We start from the raw sequence: 20,872 nt of genomic DNA, 5'->3' as shown, positions 1-20,872 counted from the left end.
AAGGAGTTTGAGTATGAACAGAAGATACTTTTTGCATTACTCGGCTGTTACGGCTGCCTATCTGTTTTCAGGGTGTGAAGAACGCAGTGGGAGAGATAAGAACCGGCCGCTACCATCTTCTTCCTCTTCACCGATACCGAACGCTTCCATAGCCGAAGCGATGACTGAAAAAATCATGCCTTTTACCCGGAAACTGAAGGTACCGAATGAAATAGACTTCAGCCAGGTGAAAAAAGCCGCATTCAGCGCGCAAAAGGGTCAAGTCAATATTTTTCCGGATGCTCCGACAGAAGTCTTGACGTTTCAGGGGGATCTACCCAATCCAACGATTAGAGTCAAAAAAGGGGAGCTGTTTGATCTGGGCTTCACCAATAAGCTTTCCGAGAAGACGATCATCCATTGGCATGGGCTCATTGTCCCTGAAAAGATGGATGGACATCCGAAAGATGCCATCGCTACAGGGGAGACCAAACATTACCACTATAGGGTGAACCAAAGTGCGGGTACCTTCTGGTACCATACCCATCCGCATGGAAGGACGGGAAAAGAGATCTATCACGGTCTATCGGGATTCTATATCATCGAGGATGAAACGGAGAGGCAACTGGGGCTTCCCAACGGAGAGTTTGAACTGCCGCTGGTGATCCAGGATAGAAGGTTTGATGAGAAGCGTCAACTCTTTTATAAAGATCCGGATGTTCCACAGGATAACAACGGCGTGATGGGAGATGTGATACTGGTCAATGCCACACCGCTTCCCTACCATGAGGTGAAAACAGGCAAGTATCGACTGAGGATCTTGAACGGATCGAGTGTGAGAACCTATAGACTGGCATTTGACACGATTGAAACCTTTACACTGATCGGTACGGACGCAGGTCTGTTGGAAGAACCAGAGGAGGTGAAGAGTATCATTATCAGCGTTGCAGAGCGCGTAGATATCATCGTAGACTTTAAAGATCAAAAGATCGGTGACAGGGTGACGCTCAGGACACTCGGTTTCAAAGAGGCAAGCAATCTGACACTCCATCCGGATTATCCACCTTTTAGTGCCCAGATGGATATCATGCAGTTTCATGTGACGGAAAACTTCGGGGATACGCATATAGTGCCTGAAAAACTTATCGATATCCCCAGAATGAAAGTATCTGATGCGGTCAGAACCAGGACGATCACGATGGAGATCATTGCCGGAGGGATCTGGACGCTGGATAAGAAGCCTTTTTCGCTGCACCGTGTAGATCAAAGGGTGAAGCTGGGGACTACGGAGATATGGGAGCTTAAGAACAGTGTACACATGGCTCACCCTTTCCATATGCACGGGGTCAGGTTTCAGGTACTTGACCGGGATGGGAAGATCAGCTTTCCGACAGATAAAGGGTGGAAAGATACGGTGATCGTGATGCCTTTTGAAACGGTGCGTATCATCGTTCACTTTACGATGCCGGGTGTGTTTCTCTATCACTGTCATATCCTGGAGCATGAAGATCACTCCATGATGGCAAATCTGTTGGTAGAGTGAGAGAAAAGGAGTTGAAATGCATAGAGTGATTGATGGTCTGTCAGTTTATATTGGCGGTGAGAGAAGTAACCAGGCTGTTGTTTTTATACACGGTTTTCCGTTTGATCATACCTTATGGGATGAGGTGATAGCAAAACTCGAAGAGAGGTACTACTGCATCGCATATGATATCAGGGGATTTGGTACTTCCTCGGTGGGACATGGACAGTATACGATGGAGCGCTATGTGGATGACCTGGATCATATCCTCACATCGCTTAAAGTAGACGATCCGATCGTCTGCGGATTTTCTATGGGAGGATATATCGCGCTAAGAGCAAATGAAAAACTGAAAATAGAATTCAAAGCATTGATCCTGGCAAATACTAAAACTCAGAGTGATAACGATGAAGCAAAACTGAAACGTGCAGCAGCAATATCGAGTATCGATGAAGAGGGGGTAGCACCTTTTGTGGAGAAGTTTTTTTCTGTTGCCTTCAGTGAAGCGTACAGAGCGCAAGAATCACAAAAACTGGCAGCAGTGAAAAGTAAAATTCTACGTTTTAGTCCTATCGGTATGAAAGGAGGGCTGCTGGCGATGGTGAGCAGAACCGACACCACACACACGCTTCACTCTATCGATATCCCTGTCTTACTTATCACCGGAGAGCAAGATAGGGTGATTCCCCCGGATGTGATGAAAGAGATGGCAGTCAGGATAGAAGATAGTACATTTGTCTCTCTGGAGGAGAGTGGTCACATGAGTATGCTTGAAAAACCCCATGGATTTCTCACTGTACTTCAGCACTTTTTATCACAGATAAGTTAAGATGCACTCTGCATGGTTGCATCTGTTGTCTCTTGTGCATTTTGGATCTTTATATATCTGAAAGTTCTTCAAACGCCTTCAGTTTTGTTTTGAGCTTTTCCAGAAATTTGCTCGGTGCATAGGGCAAGAGTCTGATGATCTCTTCGATATCCTCTTTATGATCGAACTGTGAGATATTGATATGTATGTCCCCGTTGAGAATATGGCTTTGGTTGTTGTCCCCTACGATCTTTACCTGATTATGATGTTTCGATCCTTTCTCCACTTTCTCTTTGATGAGAAATCTCCATTTATCAGGCACTTTGTCGCGTTGTATCCACTTGTTCAGAGAGGCTTTTGAGGCTCCCAGCCACTGCGAAAGCTCTTCATCGGTCTGTAGGTTAAGCTCCTGTTTGATCGCATTCAGAAAATCTCTAGCATTCATCGATTGCCTTTGCGTTAAAAGTTATTTAAGTACAATAGTCCTATAATGAGACAATTGTCTTATTGATTAGGTGATTTAGTTGAATTATACCTTAAAAGGGAGGGAAAATGAGTAAGCAGATTAAAGATCGGAATTTTTCGTGGAAGACCCACTGGGATATAGAGTATCTGAGAGAGAATGATATCTATACATGGTTTCAGGAGATAGAGAGAGAACTTGAAGACGGCTGGGTGGTAGTCAAAGGGAAAAAGATGTTTATGCTTGGAGGCTACTCCTATCTGGGACTGAACCGAAACCCGCAGATCAATCAGGCAGCGGTCGATGCGATCGGTAGGTTCGGTACCGGTATGAGCGGATCGCGTTTTCTGGCAGGCACGACAGAACTCCATACGAAGCTGGAGAAGAAGATCGCATCCCTGCACGGGAAAGAGGATGCCATGCTGCTTACCAGCGGATATCTGACCAATGTCTCGACGATCGCTGCACTCGTAGGAAAAAATGACTATATCCTCTCAGACAGGCTGAATCATGCCAGTATCGTTGACGGGGCGATCTACTCACAGGCCAAACTTGTAAGATATAAACACAATGACCCGGGAAGCCTGGAGGCTGCACTGAAAAGTGCTCCCCAAACATCTAAAAAACTGGTCATTACCGACAGTGTCTTCAGTATGAGCGGTGAGGTGGTCGACCTGCCCGGGATTATCAGACTCTGCAAGAAATACGGGGCACTTCTGATGGTAGATGAGTGCCACTCGATGTTCGTCCTCGGTGAAAAAGGGGGCGGTATTGTGGAGTATTTCGGTATCGATCCCGATGAGATCGATATTATTATGTCTACACTGAGCAAAGCGATACCGGCAAGCGGCGGTTATATCACGGCCAGCAGAGAGATCATCGACTATCTCAAACATGAATCAAGGGGATTTATCTACTCCATTGCACTCTCCACTATTATGACCTCCGTAGCTCTGGAAGCACTCGATATCTTTGAATCGCACAGAGAGGAGCTTGTCGGAAAGCTGCATACAAATACAAAACTTTTCAGTCAGGCACTTTCGGCCCATGGTATCCCGATAGGCCAAAAGAGTGTTACTTCGATCGTCCCTATCATTGTGGGGGATGCCAACCTTGCGGCAATATTGGCAAGAAAATGCCAGGAGAGTGGACTCTATATCCATGCGGTATTCCCACCGGTAGTACCGCCGGGACAGGCGATACTGAGAGCATCGATCACAGCCGAACATACAGAAGAAGATCTGCTGATGGCTGCAGAGAAGATCTATCAGATATTCAAAGAGGCCGAACTTGTGAAGTAGATGTTACTTGCGACTCTCTTTGTAGGGTTCTATCGAAATGATCCACGGTTCATGCCGTTTTCCATAGGCTATTGTTACTTGATAGCGCGGGGGATGAGGGGATGTTGTCTCATGACTTTTAAAACTTGCCCCGGCCCGTTTCGTGTAGGGGATGACCGAGTCAATTACCTGACGAAACTTGGCTGGCACATGCACTCTGGGGATACTCAGACCGGAGATGACTCCGTATACCTCTTTGCTTTGAAAATCCTTGGAGAGACGTATCTCTGCTCTGGTGATGATATATGTTGATCCATCAGGGTATTTCTCTTTGAGGCGTTGTGGGTTTGTCCCCGCATCGACAGCATAAAGCCGTGTCTCATATTTTTCTATCGCTTCTGCTCTCTCCTGTGCTCTTTTATAGTTCCGTTGAGCAGACGCATTGTCCGGATCGGACCGGAGTACTGTTTCTTGCGCGGTGCGTTCCTGACGAGCCTCTTTCAACTCTCTGTTGTATCTCTCCCCGTGAAATTCCAGTACAAGGAAACACTCTTTGGTTGTGGCGTAGCCATAGCTCTTCTCATCGGTTTTTTCTCTATAGGCATCGATATCAAAGCCCAATGATCTTAGCTTTTCAGCATCCAGCCACACAGGAGAATTCCGGCTGATAGAACGGTATATATCATCTTTTTTTCCGAGGGAACGCCAGATGAGAGTCAGAGAGAGTCCGCTGTTCTCATCACTGATCCGGTAGGGCGGCTGCAGCTCACGTTCGGTGAGAAGAAGTTTTGCTTCGGGGTCTCCGCTTCTGTTGGTATAGACGCCCCAAAGTACGATGAGGTTCGTCACGGCAAGAAGCAAAAAAGCGGTCAAAAAGAGTTTTTTCGCAGAGTGGTTTTTCATACAGATACCTTTTGTGAGGATGCTACCGTGGCCGTTCTGAGTCTTTTAAAGACCAGCAGTATCAGTATCGAGCTGAGTGCGATAATGAGGAAAAAGAGATACTTTGGCATCCACTCCCACCACCAGTCATAGAATTTCGTATAGAGGAAGATCACAAAAAATACATTCCCCGTATTGACCACTTCACCCCAGTGTTTTCTGATACCCAGCCAGATCGCACCGGCACTGAAGGCAAAGCCGATGATCTGATAGAAGACTTCGATCGTGCCATGATGGGCATAGATATAGCTGATATACCCCCAGTTTGAAAGTATCAGAACCGGGATAAAAAAGAAGAGCATCCCAAAGACACGGTAGATCGGCTGAAAGCCTGAAAACCTGTGATGTTGGAGTAGGGAGATAAAAAACAGGAGAAAGGCAACAGGGAGAAAATTCTCCGGTCTTTCTCCAAAATGTACCCAGTAGATCCCGCTCCACGTTCCCACCTTCGCAGATAAAAACCCTCCAAAAAGAATGATACCGAAGGCCAGAAGCAGGCGCGTATCAGAAGCATAGGCGAGCAAAAAGGCAAAGAGTGCCCAGACCAGAGAGGCATTGACAGTGGGGGTGAGATTGAAGATCTGACCGAACATGGAGATATTGAGCACGAAGCTGGCAAGTGTCACCAGTCCTGTCAGCTTGGCAAAGTAGCCGGTCTTCTCTCTATAGTAGGCAAATAGAGTGACTACCAGGCCGATCATCGGGGCGAGGACAAGTATAATGACCTGCGAGAGCGTAGAAAATTTGCCCCAGAACTGATAGAAGAGAAAAAATATACTTGCAGCCAAAGCCAATGCACCGAGAAATGAAGCGATCTTCATCCCCAGGCTCAACTGTTTCTCTTCGACAGTGGCGTCGATATCATAGGCAAGGGCGAGCGAATTGATGAGTGTCGTATGATAGTTGCTGACACGTCTTTTCTGCACTTCACTGAGCGTCAGCACATCATTTTGCTCCAGCTGTTCCAGCTCCGCTTTGAAATGTGCGATCTGATCGACTCTCTTCTGGGCATCCTCTTTGGATATATGTTGCATGTTATACCCTTTTGTTCTCTGATAAGGCTATTATAGCATGTATGATCAGGAAGGTAAAATGAGAAATATCCCAATCCCCTTACAGTGTTTCAAAATCCTTGGTCTCTCTGATGATCGCATTGATCTGCCGTTGGAGGTAGTCGGGGAGGGAGGGTATCTTGAGGTCAAGAAACCCTTCGATGATCAGAGATTTTGCCTTCTCCTCTTCGATACCCGATGCCATGAGGTAGGCGAGCTCATCTCTGGAGATCATCCCGACACTTGCTTCATGGGAGAGTTCAAGACGGGGGTCTTCACCGAGGAGTTCGGGGATGGCATGGATATATCCTTTGCTGTTTAGCAGCAGTCCGTTGCAGGCCATCGCACCTCTGCCGTTGGGGTGTTTCCCGACGATCTTCCCTCTGGTGATCACTTTACCGCCGTTTGAAACCACACGGCTGATAATTTCTGCAGAGGCCTTATCGCCTTCCAGGATCACCGTAGAGCCGATATCAAACCTGGAGTCTTCGGGGGCATAAACGACGGAGTAAAACTCTCCAAGCCCGCCCTCTTCGATATGGGCCATTGGATCCATCTGAAGCATTTTTACACTCCCAAGTGTCACATAGTTCGAGACAAATTTCGCCTCTTTGCCTACCTTTGCCGCACTTCTGGGGTAGACCTCTACCTCTTTTCCCCAGCTGTGTATCATGGTGCTGGTCACTGTTGCATTCTCTTTGATGAAGTATTCGGTCACACCGAGGTGCTGTCCTGAGAGGACGTGGGCATTGGCCGCACATCCGCTGATAAGATGCACTTCTGATCCCTCTTCGGCGATGATGATGTTATGGGTGCATTGGGTGAACCGGTCGCTGTTGATCATATAGCAGGTGTAGACGGGGAGTGCCACCTTCTCTCCGGCTTTGACGCGTATAAAGTATCCCAGAAGCTGATCGCTTGAAGCCACCTGTTCGACATACTCGTCTTTATCCTTCGGTACAAGGGTAAACATCAGTGCTTCCAGCCATGCATACTTTTCAAGTGCGCTCTGTATGGGAAGGATCTCCAGGGCCTGCGTGGCAGAATGGGTATCGATCACCTCCCAGTCAGTCGCAAGAAAAGTGGCTGAACGCTCCTGAGTCTCATCATAGGCAACTTTTTTCAGGGTCTCTTTGGTCGTATCATCAAGTGCTCTCATCTCTGATCCTTTTGCTGCTCGATGCATGCGCTGCATCCGCTAAAACCGGCTCTTTTGATATCCTCCATGATAGATTGAGGGTTCCCCGTACAAACGATCTTCCCATCCATAAAGACATGGCCGATATCGGCCTGAACATAGTTGAGGATATGGCCTGTATGGGTGATGATGATCGCGGAGCGTTCACGCAGTCTCATCGGTCTCTCTTTCTGGAGGATCTTGTTGATCGCTTTGGAGATGATCGCGATATTCTCGAAGTCCACACCGGATTCGGGTTCATCGATCAGGAGCAGGTCGGGGTTTTGCGCATAGAGTTTCAGGATTTCGGCGCGTTTCAGCTCACCGCCTGAGAAACCGACATTAAGCTCTCTCTCCAGGAAGGTATCCATACGCAGTGCCTTGACCGCATCATCAAGATCTTCGGAACGGTTGATCGCATCCAGGAAGTTTCGCAGGGTGACCCCTTTGATCTTGGGCGGATGCTGGAAAGAGATACCGATGCCCAGGTTTGCGATCTCATCCGTAGACATCTCTGCTATATCTTGAGACTTGACCCTGATCACTCCCCGGTCGATAGTATAGCCGGGAAGATGCATAATAGCATTGAGCAGTGTGGATTTGCCTGAGCCGTTGGGCCCGAAGATCACATGTACCTCCCCCTGTTTTACTTCAAGATCCATCCCTTTGATGATCTCTTTATCTGCTACCGAGACATGAAGGTCATTGATTTCCAATAGCGCTCTATCCATCTTTACTCTTTATATTATTTTCATATACGCTCATACTGATACGTTTATTTAGTATAACGCAACAAATGTGGAAATGTGTGTAAAGAGGGATATCAGCCTGTTCTCTACGGAGTGCAGAACCGATACTCTCGTATCCTACTTTTGAAGCGCTTGAATGCAGTGCAGGTCATATCAACTGGATCGGCAAGAAATACTTCACTTTGAACCTGCCGTCCTTTGAGAGAAAATGGTTCGTATAGAACTCTGTATAGGAGGGCTGTGTGGTTGTCTCAAATCCGCTTTGAGGCAGCCACTCATGGTATGCCCACTGGATCAGCTTGAGGATATCCCCGTATTTCCCCTCCGCTTCAAATGTCGCATAGAGCCCTGAGGGGATGATAAATGAAGGGAGCAGGCTCTCTTTGAGTTCTGTCTCTGTCCGGGGGACCACTGCAGCGATGTAGTAACACTCTTTTAAGGGGGTGACAATGGGGTTGTCATGATAGATACCGATCTGTTTATACTCCGTGATATTGTTGCTGTAGACCCAGGCCATGAGTTTCTGCCAGCTTTTTTTGATGTCATAGTTATACCCTTTGTGGCGGATATAGTAGGCTTCCTGCGGTTGGGTTTTTATGATCTCAGGCTCCAGATGGGAGAAGTCTGCCTCTGATATAGAGGCGGTTGAGGAGGTGGCGACTATCTTGTCCGAGTAGTTTTTGTACCCTCCGTTCCGCCATACTTTTGGGGAGACCGAAAAGCGTTCCTTGAAAGCACGGATAAAAGAGGTCTGGGAGGAGTAGCCGCACTGGTTGGCAATCTCTGTGATGGTGGAGTGCGGGTTGGTGATGAGAAGGTTTGCCGCTTTTTGAAGCCGTATGGATTTGATGGTCTCATAGATATTCATACCCATCTGTTCTTTGAAGATACGATGAAGGTGGAACTTGCTGACACTGTGCATGGCTGCCAGTTCATCGATATTGATATCCGTTTCGATATGCCAGTAGATATAGGACATGATCTTGTTGGCGATATGTGAATGTGACTGCATCGTACTCTTTTTCATACCTCTATTATAGCAATTTTAGATAACTTTAGTAACAAAAATAGATATATATATTGATATTTTTGGTGAAGAATTTATCGCGATGAAGGGATACAATGTCTAAAATCTTTAAGGCATAGCAATGAAACGCTCATTTATACGAGAAATACTTGAACATACGACGAGTCAGACGATCTCCTTTGCAGGGGGATTACCCAATGAGTCACTCTTTCCCTATGAGGCACTGCGCGAATCAGGATACAGGGCACTGAGTGAGCCTGCGTCGTTGCAGTACACCACTTCACAGGGATATCAGCCGCTTAGAGAAAAGATCGCTGCAGCGTATACGCAGCAGGGCTTCCCTACCAAAAGCGGGGAGATCCTGATCACATCTGGTTCACAACAGGCACTCGATATCATCACCCGCTATTATCATAGCCGTGAGATCACCATAGAGGCTCCTTCGTACCTGGGTGCCATGAATGTATTCAATCTGAACAGACTTGAACAATCAGCAGTCAAGTTGGAAGCTGACGGTATCGATATCGAGGGATTTGCACTGAGTTTTCAACAGAGCAAACTGGCCTATCTGATACCGGATTTCCAAAATCCGACCGGCCTTACTTACTCAGAAGAGAAACGAAGCGCAGTTGCGGAAGTGATAGAAAACGCAGGGGGTATCCTGATCGAGGACAGTCCCTATAGCGAACTCTTTTTTGAGCGCAGGTACCCCGCTATCAGTTCGATGGTCCCGGAGCAGAGTTTTCACCTTGGATCATTCTCCAAGATATTGGCACCGGCACTGCGTATAGGGTGGATACGTGCGAGTGAAGCACTGTTACAGCCGCTTATCCCCTACAAAGAAGCGATGGACCTGCATACCAACAGCATTGCGCAGCGCATCATAGACGACTATCTCAGTGATAGCGAAAAGTTTCAGAGGCATCTGGAGACGATACGTTCCTCCTACAGTGAAAAGATGGAGTTCTTTGCCAAAGCGTTGGATGAGTTTTTACCGATGTTTCACTATAACAAACCCAAAGGAGGGATGTTCATCTACGGTGCTTTGGACGGTATAAGCACTTCAGATCTGGTTCAGAAGTGTTTGCAAAAAAACGTCGTATTCGTTCCGGGAAGAGAATTTTATCTTGACGGGAGCATCGATAACGAGATACGGTTCAACTTCACGAACAGCAGCAAGGAAAAGGTCATAGAAGGACTTCAGATCATCTATTCCGTGCTTTAAGAGGATTATGTTCTTTCTCTCACCGAATACGTAGGTCGGGGTATCCTTACCCCGACATGATCATTGGATGCTGTCTTATGCTTGTGTCGGGATGAGGCATCCCGACCTACGATACACTCCGCATCAAGAGATACGGAGCGAGGGGAGCGGTGAGAGAGTGTGAATCAATAACGGTAGATTAGATTTGCAAAGATGTAGCACTACAGAGATAGGTAGGTTGTAAAAGTTATCATAGCATGATATGCATTACCGAGCATAATGTGGTAACGATGAAACTCGTTTATCATAAAAGATTATCAGAGAGTTTTAGAAAAAGATGGATTACAAAGGGGAGAAAAGATGGTGCGGTCGAGAGGACTCGAACCTCCACGACATTACTGCCACTAGAACCTGAATCTAGCGTGTCTACCAATTTCACCACGACCGCTTGTTTTGTGGTTTGTTAAATGAGAACGAAATTATAATCCATAAACCTTAATGGTAGCCATCACTACTGCTCGTAACAGGCCACAAGATGAATATAATGTTGATCACGGGATACCGTCTCCTGCCTCTGTCGGGATGAGGCACCCGACCTACGATATCCTCTCCGGTACACTCCGCATCAGGAGATATGGAACGAGGGGAGATGTTTGTACGACATTTTACTTCCTTTATCTTTGGTCGGATTTGGAAGTTTGATTTTAGCATCTAACCTCTTCAAATCTCAAAATTACAAAAAATTGCACTTTGGATTTAAATTCGGGTAGCCAAGATAACTATGAGGTCTTTCAAAGTTTTAGAACATCTCCTTGTTCTCACTTAATTACTATATTCAATAATACTTTACTCATTTAGGGCAAGTATCCCCTTCAAATTTATAACCAACTACTTTATGGGTTTTTTTATCTATTTCCCAATGAACCAAACATCCACATTTCTCTGGAGACACATGAACAAAGTTTCCATTGGGTAAAATGTATTCTCTTTTTATTTTTTTTAGTCGCCATTCTTCTACACACTTATTTCCAGACTTATAGGACTCTGCTTCAATTAAATTTTCGTAATGAGCTGCTTCTACAGCTCTATTAGCGGATTCTTTCAATGTATAGGTACCATTCATCATACATCCTTGAAGAATCAGTAAGAAAAGTAAAAAAATTATATTAAATTGTCTCATCTATTGTTCCTTTTGTCACTTGATTCATACTGTATTAAGTATGTTGTATAGTCTGTCATTAATGCCGATGTAGTTATTGCGGCAGCCGGTATCATTGCCGGAGCATTGAATACTGATCTCATCCAGCCATCTTCAGCTCCTTGAATCCTATCAAGATCTATTTGAAAAACATCATGCAATCCAGCAATAGCATTCATACCAGGAATTTTGTTAGCTCTTTCAGATAACCAACCACCTTCTTCCCAAAAGCTTCTTTTATCTATATCCGCATAAGTTGCAACACCAAAATTATTTTTTCCTTCTACTGGCATTGTTGAAGAACGTTTTTCTCCTCGTTCCCATCGTCCCCGATGGGAATGTCTATGGGTGTCTGAAATCTCATGATAGTGTGACATAGTGATATTCCCCTTTTGCACTAGAATTATGATACAGAAAAAAGATAAAAAGTCATAGGAGTCGGGAGAGTCTACTGTGATTACAAGTAGCGCTTCTCATCTCCCATTATAGGTAGGAGATGAGGGAAAAGTGGAGGTGTCATTTACATTTGTTCTTGTAAATGACAGTGGAGGAAGAAGCTTAGATGTTCGTCGCGACTTTGTAGGTCGGGTCATCCTCTTCGTAGGTACAGAAAGGTCCTGCGGTTCTGAGAACCTTTTTACAATCCTCTGAGAGGTGTCTGAGTGTCAGCTTTTTACCGGCATTTTGATACTTCTCCGTGAGTGCATCGATCGCTTCGGTACCGGAGCTGTCCATCACTCTTGCTTTTCTAAAGTCGATCACTACCTCTTCGGGGTCATTTGCCACATCGAACTGCTCGTTAAATGAGGTCACCGAGGCGAAGAAGAGAGGCCCGTCGAGTTCGTAGATCTTTTTACCTTCCGGCGTAGTAAAACTTCTGGAGAGGATCTTTGCATGCTTCCAGGCAAAGACAAGTGCAGAGATAATGATCCCTGCGATCACTGCTACGGCAAGGTCTTCAAGTACCGTGATGACCGTGACGGCAACAAGTACGAAGGCATCGGCACGAGGCATATGCCTGATACGGCTGAGCGATGAGAACTCAAAGGTCCCGATACTTACCATGAACATGATCCCCACCAGTACGGCTACAGGGATCACCGCAATGATATGCGAGAAGTTGACCACAAGGATGATCAGCAGTACAGCAGCGGTAAATGAGGAGAGGCGTCCCAGACCGCCGGAGGTGAAGTTGATCACTGACTGTCCGATCATCGCACATCCTGCCATCCCTCCGAAGAGTCCTGAAGTGGCATTCCCCGTACCCAAAGCGATACACTCCTGGTTCCCCGAACCGCGTTTCCCGCCCATCTCATCAAGGACTGAGAGCGTAAGAAGCGACTCGATAAGACCGACAAGCGCTACGATCACAGCAGTCGGCAGGATGATCTTCATAGACTCCCATGTAAAGAGCGACATATCCGGCATCACAAAACCAGGCATCGAAACATTGGAGAGGTCTGCAAGGTCACCCACTACTTTGGTATCGATATGCATAAAGTAGGTGATCAGCGTGATCACGATGATCGCTACGAGCCCTGCAGGTACAGCCTTGCTTACCTTTGGAAGGAAGTGCATCGTAAGCATCGTAGCGACAACAATGATGTACATGATATAGTGTTCTGAAAAACTAGCCGAGAGGATATCTATCCAATTGTTCCCGTACTGTGCCATCTCCGCAGGTGCGAGGAACGGCAGCTGTGCCATGGCGATCACGATCGCAAGACCGTTCACAAAACCGAAGAGTGCAGGCTGGGGTACCAGACGGATGAATTTCCCCATTTTAAAGAGGCCGATGGCGATCTGTATCACTCCGGCAATGATAGAAGTGAGCAGGATATAGTGAAGCACCATCATGGAGAGTCCTTCCCGATCCAGCTCGGGGTAGAGGTTGGATACGGCGATCCCCAGGCTGACAAAGACCACGGCAACCGAACCTGTAGCCCCCGAGATCATCCCCGGCTTACCGCCGATCAGTGCAGTGATCAAGCCGATGATAAAGGCCCCGTAGAGTCCTACGATGGGAGAGACACCCGCGATAAATGAAAAAGCGATCGCTTCAGGTACGAGTGCAACGGCAACGAGTGCCCCTGAGAGCAGATCGTTTTTGATGTTCTGCGTGGAGTAGTTTTGAAGATTGAACAAAATAGTATCCCTTGAGTAAAAATTGTCGAATTTTACCATAATAGATTGAGACCAATATAAGGCGGAGTTTAGGCTATAATACCCCTATGAAGTTGCCAGTTATCCTCCAAACCATCTCTCAAACCCTGACCAAACATCATGCCAGAGCCATCATCGTAGGCGGTTCGGTACGTGACCATTTTTTGGATTTGCCGATCAAGGACTATGATATCGAGGTCTACGGTCTTGACTCTATGGAATCACTTGAAAAGATACTCTCCGCTTTCGGTTCAGTGAACCATGTGGGCAAGAGCTTCGGGGTGTTGAAGTTCTCTCATGACGGGGAGGAGTATGACTTCTCCCTGCCGCGAAGAGAGCAGAAAGTCGGAGAGGGGCACCGCGGTTTTGATGTGACGGTAGATGGATCTATGAGCTTTGAAGAGGCCTCACGCCGGAGGGACTTTACGATCAACGCCATAGGATATGAGGTCAAAGCAGGTCGCTTTTTGGATCCTTTCGGGGGTCGGGAGGATATGGATCAAGGGGTGATCCGCCATATCGATGAGAAAACCTTTGTGGAAGACCCTCTGCGTGTCTACAGAGCGGTACAGTTTGCCGGAAGGTTCGGGTATAGACTGGCTGAGAGTACCAAGGCGTTGTGTCAGCAGATGGTGGATTCGGGGATGCTTGAGTCTCTGCCCAAAGAGCGCATCTATGTGGAGTGGGTCAAGCTGTTGCTAAAATCCCGCAAACCCTCCATCGGTTTTGAGATGATGAAAGAGTTGGATGCGCTGCGATATTTCCCCGAGCTTGAGGCATTGATCGGGGTTGCTCAGGATCCCAAATGGCACCCTGAAGGAGATGTCTGGGTCCATACGATGATGTGCCTGGATGTGATGGCAGAAGAGATAGCAGAGCGTAGGCAGCAGGGAGCAGAGATGGAGGAGAGTCAGAAACTCAAATATCTCTTTGCGATACTCTGTCACGACCTTGGCAAGGCGACCACTACGACGTTTGATGATGACGGGCGTATCCGGTCTATAGGGCATGAAGAGGCCGGTGTGGAACTGACCAGGTCGTTGATGTACCGGTTGACCAATGCGCATGATTTTATCGAGAGCCTCCTGCCGCTTGTTGCCCATCACCTCAAGCCCTCCCAATTCTACAGAGCCAATGCCGGAAACAAGGCGATACGCAAACTCGCTACCAAAGTGACGATCGGGGAGCTGGTGGTCGTCGCCCGGGCAGACTTCCTGGGACGGACCACACCGGAGGCACTGCGCGGAGAGTACAGGGCAGGAGAGTGGCTGCTTAAAAAGGCAGAGGAGCTGAAGGTAGCGTGCAAGCCTATGGATAACCTGCTGATGGGGAGAGACCTGATCGCTCTGGGACTGACGCCCTCGGCACAATTCAGCGAGATACTCGATGAGGTCTATGAACTGCAGCTGGCTGACACGCTTGCTAGCAAAGCAGAGGCGCTGGCGTATGTGAAGGAGCGGTATATAGAGTAAGCCTGCGATGACCAATCATTTTTGAGTAAAGTGTATGATAGACTGTCAATGTAAATTTGGTAGACTAAAAGATTTATATTGGCGTAGGGTGCGTAGTCACGCACCACTAAAAGCGTGTTATTCCAGAGCTATATTGATATTTTATCTGTAATATCGGTGCGTGGCTACGCACCCTACGCGATATAACATGAAAAGAGGAAGGAAAGTATACTTTGTTGTATACGTACACCCTGCGCGATATGAGACTAAAGTAAGGAGAAGAGAGAATGATAGAAAATGCGTTTATGAAAGCGATGGATTTCAGACATGCGTGCAAACTGTTCGATGAGACTAAGAAGATCCCTGAGGAGACGATGAGATATATCCTGGAGGTGGGGAGAAAATCTCCCAGCTCATTCGGTCAGGAGGGATGGAAGTTCCTGGTCATTACCAATGAAGCACTCAAGGCAAAACTCAGACCTGCGTGTTGGAACCAGGCACAGATCACTTCCTGTTCACACCTGGTAGTGATACTCTCATCTATAGAGGAGCTCAGACCGGGCAGCGGTATCCCTGCCAAACGTTTCGGCAGACGGCCTCTGCCTCCTGAGAGGATAGAGGCCTATATTGACCTTTATGGAAACTTCCTGGCAGATACCTTCAGCAGCGATGAAAAAACCTATGCCTGGGGTGCAAGACAGTGTTATATCGCTCTGGCAAACATGATGACCGCAGCAGCCTTCGAAGGGGTAGACTCCTGCCCGATAGAGGGCTTTGAGAAAGAGAAGGTGGAGGAGATACTCGGACTCGACACCGGCAGATACCAGGTGGCGGTGCTTGCACCTTTCGGTTACCGTGTCAACTCTCAGTCAGAACAGATACGCCGGCCTTTTGAAGAGGTTGTGGAGTTTATAGACTGATATGTTTGAAGCAGCAGAGTATATCGGGATCATCGCCTTTACCATGAGTGGGTTTTTTGTGGCAGTGCGCAGCAGACTCGATCTTCTGGGTGTGTTGGTTTCCGTATTTCTTACCGCATTCGGCGGAGGGATCATACGTGATATCATCGTAGATAGAACACCCTATACCTTTATCCATGCGGCCCCCGGATTTATGGTACTGGGAATGATGGCTCTGATGATCGTGTTGCAGTTTCACAGACGTGAAAGTATAGAGAACAGACTGCTCTTTATCCTCAGTGACTCTATCGGGCTGATCTCCTTCAGTATCACCGGTGCACTGGTAGCGATGGAAAACGGGCTCAATCTTACAGGCGTACTTGCACTGGCTTTTGTCACGGCGGTAGGCGGAGGGATCACCAGGGATGTGATCATCAATGAAGTCCCCTTTGTTTTCAAAACGGGGTTTTACGGTACTATCGCACTCTTAGTGGCGATCGTACTCTACGGGATGGAGCAGCTCGGGTGGGTCAACCTCTATACCACTTCCCTTTTGTTTGTGGCGGGTGTGGTGCTCAGGATCGTGGCTTACCAGAAGAAGTGGTCTATACCACTGCGTTGATGCTAGACAAGCTCACCGATTTTTAGCGGATATCGGTGAGTTTCAGAAGGATAGCATTGATCTCTTCACCCGCTTTTTTCGCAACGTTTTCAAACTCCTCTTTGGATTCACTGTAGAGTGATGTCATCTGTTTCTCTTTTTCTTTCCAGAGATCTGAAGCCTCCATCCTACCCAGATGTGCCTGCAGTTTGGCGATATCCAGCTCCTGTGTAGTATTGGTGCTTACTTTTTGTATGAACTCCTCTGAGGTACCTTTGATCGTTTCCAAATGCTCTCTGGCCTCCATAACTCCCAGTTTTCCCTGGAGTTTTGCTTCATCCTGCAGCTTTCGGCTTGCATCTGAGAGCTTTGTATTGATCTGTCCAAATTCATTTTTCAGATTGCCCCAGAATCCACTGATATCTTCATTCATCGATGCACGATAGGATTCAACATGCTTTTCGACCTTTTCCAATGACTCTTTTGACTTATTGATAAATTCGTTCAACTCTTTTTCGAACATATTTCTACCCCTTTTACGCTATGATGTAAACTACTCTTAAAAGCGTACTCGCTTTCACTGCTTTTGTATTGGTTTCTCTTCTCTATTATTGTAACGAATTTTTCGCTTATTTCGGTAGTTTCGAAGATCAGAGAGGAAAGCCCGCTTTAAGTCAAAACGATTTACACTGTCATTCTACATACAAAAAGGAGCAGAACCATGAAAAAGACACTTACGATTCAAACTACCAGAACGCTCCTCTTCTCTTGGCGTTAGCCTATTACAACCCTTTTTATCGATAATACTATCACTGTTTAACTATTTGTTTACTTCTCAAGAAGTATAGATTGCGGTGGATACTTAGAGTCCTCCACCTATTGTTATGTAAGTAAGGATAGCGCATGGCACAAGTAAAAATCTATGGGATAGAGCAACGACTGAATCTCATAAAAAAAGAACTGTCAAATACGATTCACCATTGTATCGTAGAGGCTTTGGAGTTTCCGGAAAACAAACGTTTCCACAGGTTCATCCCGATGGCAGCAGAAGATCTGTATCGCCCGGCGGGTCGTACAGATGATTATACTATCATAGAGATCATCATGATGGAGGGAAGAAAACCCGAATCCAAAAAGAGGCTGATCCGACTGCTTTTTGAACGGATACGAAAAGAGGTGAAGCTCTCAGCTTCCGATATAGAGATATGTATCATAGAACAGCCTGCATACCACTTCGGTTTTCGCGGTATGACAGGGGATGAAATGATGCGGGATTATAATGCGGCGATATGAGAGCTAGAGTATAAGGAGAGAAAAGTGAAGCAGATCACCTTTATCAGACATGCCAAAGTGGATATGGACTCCTCCCAGCCTATCTGTGCCAAGGAGCTATGCTTCTGGGAGGAAGCCTACAACAGTGCGCCTATCGTTACGGATGTTCGACCCGGGGATACACTTATAGAGTCTCTTAAGGGGGCAGACTATGTGGTAAGCAGCAGGCTCAGGCGTGCTATTGATTCACTGGAGCTTTTGGAGGTAGAGATCGATGAAAAAAGTCAGCTCTTCAATGAAGCAGCTATCCCGCTACTCAATGGTAGATTCCTTAAGCTCAAGCCCACATATTGGCTGATACTCTTCCGTCTGCTTTCTCTGACGGGAGTGGGAAGATGGGCAAGCACACTGAGAGAGAATGAAATGGATGCACAAAAAGCAGCGCGGAGACTCTCAGAGCTCTCCGCCAAACATGACCATATCGTCCTCATGGGACACGGCGTGATGAACTGGCTGATCCGTAAAGAGTTGAAACGAAACGGATGGAGGAGTGAAGGCCGGGAAGTTCACGGCAACTGGGGAAGTACCGTGCTCTCATTGGAGTGATGCGCTGCACAGCACCTTTTCCCAATGTTATTTCAACAGATAGAGGAACTCCTCTCTCTGAGAGTATCCTGTGACTTTATGGAGGATCTTTTCATTGGAAGCATCGATAAAGTAGATCACCGGCGTAAAGCTGCTGGTGAACTTTGCGGGGAACTGTTTCTCATCCCGGTTGAGTGTCAACGGCACATATTTTTCATGTACAGCCTTGTTCACCTCCTCTTTTTGCAGTACATTGGTCTCGAACTTGCGACACCATGGACAGTAGCTGGTTGTCAGAACCAGCATGAGGTTTTTGTGTTCTTTTTTTGCTTTTTTCAGGGCTGCCTGATAGTCGGTCTCATATCCCATCATCTCCGCAAAATTCTCATCACTGCTGTGGCTTTTTTTTGGTTTGAGCTTGTTGTCATCCCTGTATTGATCTGCAAACCTGGAGAGTATACTGTCAATGCTGTCTTCAACTCCCTCCTGGATCCCATCTGTATCGTTGACATCCGCTACAACAAAATCCTCCTTATCCTGATAGGTAAGTCCAAATGTTTTCTGCCCGTCATCGAGTCTTCTCACCTCTTCTCCCATCACAAGCTCTGTATGGATGACAAGGGTTTCCCCTATATAGTCGTGATAGATGACCAGGGCGAGGGCACGCGGGTCATAACCTGAGCTATCGATACCCAGTTCTTTGAGTGTATCCTGCATCGTAGTGCGGATATCGGATTTATAGTTTTTATCGATCTTGTCTGTTTGGATCTCAATGACCGGGTATACCTTCTTGATATGGTTGAGTATAAAGAAGGATTCTGCATGGAGGAGTGTAGAGAGAAGTAATAGAGTAGAAATAAGAAACTTCATGAAAAGGCCTTTTGGTTTGATAGGGAAAATTTTATCAAAAGATTTTAAAGCGATGATGAGATTTGAAAATATTATCAATAAGCTTTAACCAGAGTATGTTACTATAAAAAACGAGAAGATGGAATAGAGGAAAGCAAGTGCTGGTAAACAAACTTTTTGAAACAGCCATTATCGGGGGCGGAGTAGCGGGGACTTCGCTGCTTTTTACCCTGGCAAGATATACCGATATCAAAGATATCATCCTTTTTGAAAAATACGAGGAGGTCAGTCTCCTCAACTCCAATCCCAAAGCAAACTCCCAGACGTTGCATGTGGGAGATATCGAAACCAACTATACCTATGAGAAAGCGCAGAAGGTGAAAAAGGCTTCATCGATGGTCAGCAACTTTATCCATCATTTCGGTGGCGTTGGAGAGATCGGTTTTGTCCGAGACAAAATGGTGCTTGCCGTGGGGGAAGAGGAGATAACGAGGCTCAAGGAGCGTTATCAGGTATTTAAAGCACTCTATCCCTATCTTGAACTCTGGGATGAAGAGAGACTCAAAGAGATCGAGCCAAAACTGATGGAAGGGCGTAAGGAACCGGTCCTGGCGATGGGTGCGACAGGAGAGATCACGACAGTGGATTTCAAGAAGCTCAGCGAACGTTTTGTACAAGAGGCGATCGACACGGATAAAAATATCCAGATGCGTTACAATGAAGAGGTGACCAGGATCAAACGTCTGGAGGACGGTACCTATGAGATCACGACGGATACGACACGTTTCACTGCCAAAAGTGTGGTTGTCAATGCCGGTTCCTACTCATTGCTCTTTGCCCAATCGATGGGATACGGCTTGCACTATGCAACCCTGCCGATCGGCGGGAGCTTCTTCTTCACCAAAGAGAAACTGCTCAGGAGCAAGGTCTATACGATGCAGAATCCGAAGCTTCCGTTTGCTGCGGTCCATGGTGATCCTGACTGTACACAGGGGTGGTATACACGTTTTGGACCGACAGCTTTTGCCTTGCCTAAACTTGAGCGATACCACAGCCTGCATATCAAGGACTTTTTTTCTGCACTCAATATCGACAGAGATGTGACTTCGGTCTATATGGACCTGCTCAAAGATAAAACGATCAGACGCTATATCCTGAGAAATGTAGTGGAGGAGCTACCCTGGCTGGGGAAAGACGTATTTGTGAAAGATGCACAGAAGATCATCCCCACACTTTCAGCCGATGATATCAGGTTTGCCGAAGGGTATGGCGGTATGAGACCGCAGATCATTGATAAAGAGAAGCATGAACTGCTGTTGGGTGAGGCAAAGATCGTAGATACAGGCGTCATCTTCAATATGACACCAAGTCCGGGGGCATCAAGTTCACTCTCCATCGCCTACCAGGATGCACTGGCACTGTGTGAGTACCTGGGGGCTGCATTTGACGAAGAGAAACATCTCTCTGAGATACAGAATAGGGAATAGGGAGTAGGTAGTAAGTAGTAGGGAGCAGGTAGGGTAGGCTTTTCTCTGAAAAGCTTTTATCAATTAAGGTTGGGCAAAGCCCGACCATGAAATTTTTGCTACTATCTATGCCTACACGGCTTCGCTTCGCTACGACCGTTCCGGTTCCGTCGCTAAGATCGTGA

At 46.7% G+C, this 20,872-nt stretch carries 21 protein-coding genes and 1 tRNA gene; 10 read left to right on the top strand and 12 right to left on the bottom strand.

Going from position 1 to position 20,872, the window contains the following annotated elements; translation table 11 throughout:
- Positions 1 to 13: 13 nt before the first annotated feature.
- Both AC4JOV_RS08845 and AC4JOV_RS08840 read left to right on the top strand, forming a co-directional pair.
- Positions 14 to 1,522, top strand: coding sequence for a multicopper oxidase family protein (locus tag AC4JOV_RS08845; RefSeq protein WP_229937942.1), 1,509 nt, complete (start codon positions 14 to 16; stop codon positions 1,520 to 1,522).
- Positions 1,523 to 1,538: 16 nt separating this feature from the next.
- Positions 1,539 to 2,330 (top strand): alpha/beta fold hydrolase, encoded by a 792-nt coding sequence (locus AC4JOV_RS08840; protein ID WP_229937943.1) that lies wholly within the window; start codon positions 1,539 to 1,541, stop codon positions 2,328 to 2,330.
- Positions 2,331 to 2,379: 49 nt separating this feature from the next.
- Here AC4JOV_RS08840 and AC4JOV_RS08835 read toward each other — a convergent pair whose 3' ends face one another.
- Positions 2,380 to 2,754 (bottom strand): helix-turn-helix domain-containing protein, encoded by a 375-nt coding sequence (locus AC4JOV_RS08835; protein WP_229937944.1) that lies wholly within the window; start codon positions 2,752 to 2,754, stop codon positions 2,380 to 2,382.
- 107 nt (positions 2,755 to 2,861) lie between these two features.
- Between AC4JOV_RS08835 and AC4JOV_RS08830 the strand changes: the two genes are divergently transcribed.
- The gene (locus tag AC4JOV_RS08830) at positions 2,862 to 4,073 is read left to right on the top strand and encodes an aminotransferase class I/II-fold pyridoxal phosphate-dependent enzyme (protein WP_229937945.1); all 1,212 of its coding nucleotides are present in this window, start codon (positions 2,862 to 2,864) and stop codon (positions 4,071 to 4,073) included.
- A 3-nt stretch (positions 4,074 to 4,076) separates the two neighbouring features.
- Here the strand turns inward: AC4JOV_RS08830 and AC4JOV_RS08825 are convergent, their stop codons facing one another.
- From AC4JOV_RS08825 to AC4JOV_RS08805, 5 genes are all read right to left on the bottom strand, one after another.
- On the bottom strand, positions 4,077 to 4,955 hold the full coding sequence (locus tag AC4JOV_RS08825; RefSeq protein WP_229937946.1) for a DUF4824 family protein: 879 nt from the start codon (positions 4,953 to 4,955) through the stop codon (positions 4,077 to 4,079).
- A complete protein-coding gene (locus AC4JOV_RS08820; RefSeq protein ID WP_229937947.1) occupies positions 4,952 to 6,028 on the bottom strand; it encodes a DUF2157 domain-containing protein in 1,077 nt (358 codons plus the stop codon). The genes AC4JOV_RS08825 and AC4JOV_RS08820 overlap by 4 nt, the downstream gene beginning before the upstream one ends.
- Before the next feature lie 79 nt (positions 6,029 to 6,107).
- The gene (locus tag AC4JOV_RS08815) at positions 6,108 to 7,205 is read right to left on the bottom strand and encodes a SufD family Fe-S cluster assembly protein (RefSeq protein WP_229937948.1); all 1,098 of its coding nucleotides are present in this window, start codon (positions 7,203 to 7,205) and stop codon (positions 6,108 to 6,110) included.
- Positions 7,202 to 7,954 (bottom strand): Fe-S cluster assembly ATPase SufC, encoded by a 753-nt coding sequence (gene sufC, locus AC4JOV_RS08810; RefSeq protein ID WP_229937949.1) that lies wholly within the window; start codon positions 7,952 to 7,954, stop codon positions 7,202 to 7,204. The genes AC4JOV_RS08815 and sufC overlap by 4 nt, the downstream gene beginning before the upstream one ends.
- A gap of 166 nt (positions 7,955 to 8,120) precedes the next feature.
- The gene (locus AC4JOV_RS08805) at positions 8,121 to 8,999 is read right to left on the bottom strand and encodes an AraC family transcriptional regulator (RefSeq protein WP_404820160.1); all 879 of its coding nucleotides are present in this window, start codon (positions 8,997 to 8,999) and stop codon (positions 8,121 to 8,123) included.
- A gap of 121 nt (positions 9,000 to 9,120) precedes the next feature.
- Here AC4JOV_RS08805 and AC4JOV_RS08800 point away from each other — a divergent pair, with 121 nt between their 5' ends.
- On the top strand, positions 9,121 to 10,224 hold the full coding sequence (locus tag AC4JOV_RS08800; RefSeq protein ID WP_229937951.1) for an aminotransferase-like domain-containing protein: 1,104 nt from the start codon (positions 9,121 to 9,123) through the stop codon (positions 10,222 to 10,224).
- 340 nt (positions 10,225 to 10,564) lie between these two features.
- Here the strand turns inward: AC4JOV_RS08800 and AC4JOV_RS08795 are convergent.
- The 4 genes from AC4JOV_RS08795 to AC4JOV_RS08780 all read right to left on the bottom strand — a co-directional run bounded on the left by AC4JOV_RS08795 (position 10,565) and on the right by AC4JOV_RS08780 (position 13,546).
- Positions 10,565 to 10,651 (bottom strand) — tRNA-Leu (locus AC4JOV_RS08795).
- Between the two features lie 402 nt (positions 10,652 to 11,053).
- Positions 11,054 to 11,383, bottom strand: coding sequence for a hypothetical protein (locus AC4JOV_RS08790; protein WP_229937952.1), 330 nt, complete (start codon positions 11,381 to 11,383; stop codon positions 11,054 to 11,056).
- A complete protein-coding gene (locus tag AC4JOV_RS08785) occupies positions 11,380 to 11,778 on the bottom strand; it encodes a hypothetical protein (RefSeq protein ID WP_229937953.1) in 399 nt (132 codons plus the stop codon). The genes AC4JOV_RS08790 and AC4JOV_RS08785 overlap by 4 nt, the downstream gene beginning before the upstream one ends.
- A gap of 181 nt (positions 11,779 to 11,959) precedes the next feature.
- Positions 11,960 to 13,546 (bottom strand): SulP family inorganic anion transporter, encoded by a 1,587-nt coding sequence (locus AC4JOV_RS08780; RefSeq protein ID WP_229937954.1) that lies wholly within the window; start codon positions 13,544 to 13,546, stop codon positions 11,960 to 11,962.
- Positions 13,547 to 13,632: 86 nt separating this feature from the next.
- Between AC4JOV_RS08780 and AC4JOV_RS08775 the strand changes: the two genes are divergently transcribed.
- The 3 genes from AC4JOV_RS08775 to AC4JOV_RS08765 all read left to right on the top strand — a co-directional run bounded on the left by AC4JOV_RS08775 (position 13,633) and on the right by AC4JOV_RS08765 (position 16,536).
- Positions 13,633 to 15,036: a CCA tRNA nucleotidyltransferase gene (locus AC4JOV_RS08775; RefSeq protein ID WP_229937955.1), complete on the top strand. Its 1,404-nt coding sequence runs from the start codon at positions 13,633 to 13,635 to the stop codon at positions 15,034 to 15,036.
- Between the two features lie 269 nt (positions 15,037 to 15,305).
- Positions 15,306 to 15,935, top strand: a complete 630-nt coding sequence (locus AC4JOV_RS08770) for an NAD(P)H-dependent oxidoreductase (RefSeq protein ID WP_229938368.1) — start codon at positions 15,306 to 15,308, stop codon at positions 15,933 to 15,935.
- A gap of 1 nt (position 15,936) precedes the next feature.
- Positions 15,937 to 16,536 (top strand): trimeric intracellular cation channel family protein, encoded by a 600-nt coding sequence (locus AC4JOV_RS08765; protein WP_229937956.1) that lies wholly within the window; start codon positions 15,937 to 15,939, stop codon positions 16,534 to 16,536.
- Between the two features lie 22 nt (positions 16,537 to 16,558).
- On the opposite strand, the gene AC4JOV_RS08760 is transcribed toward AC4JOV_RS08765, so the two are convergent.
- Positions 16,559 to 17,038: a hypothetical protein gene (locus tag AC4JOV_RS08760; protein ID WP_229937957.1), complete on the bottom strand. Its 480-nt coding sequence runs from the start codon at positions 17,036 to 17,038 to the stop codon at positions 16,559 to 16,561.
- Positions 17,039 to 17,418: 380 nt separating this feature from the next.
- On the opposite strand from AC4JOV_RS08760, the gene AC4JOV_RS08755 reads away from it, so the two are divergent.
- Together AC4JOV_RS08755 and AC4JOV_RS08750 are read left to right on the top strand one after the other, a co-directional pair.
- The gene (locus tag AC4JOV_RS08755) at positions 17,419 to 17,808 is read left to right on the top strand and encodes a tautomerase family protein (protein WP_229937958.1); all 390 of its coding nucleotides are present in this window, start codon (positions 17,419 to 17,421) and stop codon (positions 17,806 to 17,808) included.
- A 24-nt stretch (positions 17,809 to 17,832) separates the two neighbouring features.
- Positions 17,833 to 18,393 carry a hypothetical protein gene (locus AC4JOV_RS08750; protein WP_229937959.1) on the top strand — a complete coding sequence of 187 codons (561 nt, stop codon included), beginning with the start codon at positions 17,833 to 17,835 and terminating at the stop codon, positions 18,391 to 18,393.
- A gap of 27 nt (positions 18,394 to 18,420) precedes the next feature.
- Here AC4JOV_RS08750 and AC4JOV_RS08745 read toward each other — a convergent pair whose 3' ends face one another.
- Positions 18,421 to 19,242: a thioredoxin family protein gene (locus AC4JOV_RS08745; protein WP_229937960.1), complete on the bottom strand. Its 822-nt coding sequence runs from the start codon at positions 19,240 to 19,242 to the stop codon at positions 18,421 to 18,423.
- A gap of 137 nt (positions 19,243 to 19,379) precedes the next feature.
- Between AC4JOV_RS08745 and AC4JOV_RS08740 the strand changes: the two genes are divergently transcribed.
- Positions 19,380 to 20,708, top strand: coding sequence for an FAD-dependent oxidoreductase (locus AC4JOV_RS08740; RefSeq protein ID WP_229937961.1), 1,329 nt, complete (start codon positions 19,380 to 19,382; stop codon positions 20,706 to 20,708).
- Positions 20,709 to 20,872 lie beyond the last annotated feature (164 nt).

Source organism: Sulfurovum sp. MH2-6 (assembly GCF_058374785.1).
The sequence above is the reverse complement of the archived record's forward strand: the minus strand, read 5'-3'. Positions and strand labels throughout refer to the sequence as shown.

What these genes read in the sequence shown, in the direction of transcription:
- AC4JOV_RS08840 (WP_229937943.1), top strand. Translation starts at nt 1,539, where the DNA reads ATGCATAGAGTGATTGATGGTCTGTCAGTTTATATTGGCGGTGAGAGA.
- AC4JOV_RS08760 (WP_229937957.1), bottom strand. Translation starts at nt 17,038, where the DNA reads ATGTTCGAAAAAGAGTTGAACGAATTTATCAATAAGTCAAAAGAGTCA.
- AC4JOV_RS08845 (WP_229937942.1), top strand. Translation starts at nt 14, where the DNA reads ATGAACAGAAGATACTTTTTGCATTACTCGGCTGTTACGGCTGCCTAT.
- AC4JOV_RS08815 (WP_229937948.1), bottom strand. Translation starts at nt 7,205, where the DNA reads ATGAGAGCACTTGATGATACGACCAAAGAGACCCTGAAAAAAGTTGCC.
- AC4JOV_RS08775 (WP_229937955.1), top strand. Translation starts at nt 13,633, where the DNA reads ATGAAGTTGCCAGTTATCCTCCAAACCATCTCTCAAACCCTGACCAAA.
- AC4JOV_RS08765 (WP_229937956.1), top strand. Translation starts at nt 15,937, where the DNA reads ATGTTTGAAGCAGCAGAGTATATCGGGATCATCGCCTTTACCATGAGT.
- AC4JOV_RS08790 (WP_229937952.1), bottom strand. Translation starts at nt 11,383, where the DNA reads ATGAGACAATTTAATATAATTTTTTTACTTTTCTTACTGATTCTTCAA.
- AC4JOV_RS08825 (WP_229937946.1), bottom strand. Translation starts at nt 4,955, where the DNA reads ATGAAAAACCACTCTGCGAAAAAACTCTTTTTGACCGCTTTTTTGCTT.
- AC4JOV_RS08785 (WP_229937953.1), bottom strand. Translation starts at nt 11,778, where the DNA reads ATGTCACACTATCATGAGATTTCAGACACCCATAGACATTCCCATCGG.
- AC4JOV_RS08830 (WP_229937945.1), top strand. Translation starts at nt 2,862, where the DNA reads ATGAGTAAGCAGATTAAAGATCGGAATTTTTCGTGGAAGACCCACTGG.
- AC4JOV_RS08755 (WP_229937958.1), top strand. Translation starts at nt 17,419, where the DNA reads ATGGCACAAGTAAAAATCTATGGGATAGAGCAACGACTGAATCTCATA.
- AC4JOV_RS08835 (WP_229937944.1), bottom strand. Translation starts at nt 2,754, where the DNA reads ATGAATGCTAGAGATTTTCTGAATGCGATCAAACAGGAGCTTAACCTA.
- AC4JOV_RS08820 (WP_229937947.1), bottom strand. Translation starts at nt 6,028, where the DNA reads ATGCAACATATATCCAAAGAGGATGCCCAGAAGAGAGTCGATCAGATC.
- AC4JOV_RS08800 (WP_229937951.1), top strand. Translation starts at nt 9,121, where the DNA reads ATGAAACGCTCATTTATACGAGAAATACTTGAACATACGACGAGTCAG.
- AC4JOV_RS08805 (WP_404820160.1), bottom strand. Translation starts at nt 8,999, where the DNA reads ATGAAAAAGAGTACGATGCAGTCACATTCACATATCGCCAACAAGATC.
- sufC (WP_229937949.1), bottom strand. Translation starts at nt 7,954, where the DNA reads ATGGATAGAGCGCTATTGGAAATCAATGACCTTCATGTCTCGGTAGCA.
- AC4JOV_RS08745 (WP_229937960.1), bottom strand. Translation starts at nt 19,242, where the DNA reads ATGAAGTTTCTTATTTCTACTCTATTACTTCTCTCTACACTCCTCCAT.